The organism is Petrotoga sp. DB-2, from assembly GCF_054051725.1.
On sequence record NZ_JBSVZD010000063.1, the window covers coordinates 1 to 861 of the forward strand.

1 pseudogene is annotated in these 861 nt (G+C 35.3%); it reads left to right on the forward strand.

Features of this window, described 5'->3' with window-relative positions:
- Window positions 1-570 precede the first annotated feature (570 nt).
- A pseudogene (locus ACW9JY_RS10420) lies at window positions 571-861 on the forward strand (ABC transporter substrate-binding protein); the annotation flags it as partial.

The following is an 861-nucleotide window of genomic DNA, read 5'->3' on the forward strand; positions in this document are numbered from 1 at the left end:
ACCTGAGAAAAGTTCCTTAGGTCCAATCTCTACTTTGAAAAAAGGTAAGAACTATATCAAAGTTTGGTAATGAAAATTAATACTAAATGTTCCATTTTTTTAGAATTTACCTACTTTACAAACAGCTAAAAGAAATGATTAGCGAAAGGCAAAGTAAGTTAAAGAAAGAAGTTGTTTTGTAATCGTAAATATCACTTGAATCGTATGCAAGGTCAGCTAAGAAGTTAAACTCACTAAGATCCAAATACCTAACAATCTTTTTTAAAAGCTCCGAAACCGAATTCTTATCATGGGCAGAAGTGAAGGAAAGAAAGTAGTTTCGAAAGGTACGTAAAGGAGATAAGAAAATTCAGAATGTTTTTCAAATAATCAGAGTAGGCGAAATCGAAGTACAGTTAAAAAAATTACTATATATTAAAGGTATTAAATGTTGGTTACAATGCATGTTTTAGAGTTTCTAAAGTGTCTAATCGGTGATATTACAAGGAAGGGGGAATTGTTTGCAAAAATTGTGGGTATTGAGTATGTGAGGGTATGAAGAAATTTCAAAAACTTCGTGGAGGTGGAGAAATGAAAAAGAGTTTATTGGTGATTTTTGTTTCCGTGTTACTTGTTATTGCAGGATTTTCACAAGTAGCTGGGATTCCAAGGGAAGAAACGCTCATTGCTTCGATGGGGAGAGCGTCCGCACCAAGTAACTTTAATGTTTTTGTTACAACATGGAGGTCCCCTGACAGAGGTATCCAGCAAGTGATGTTAGAACCATTGTGGACGATGGAACCTGCCAGAGGAGAAGTTATTAATTCTCTTGCAGCGGAAGGTCCAATCTACAACGAAGACTTCACACAAATGACAATCAAG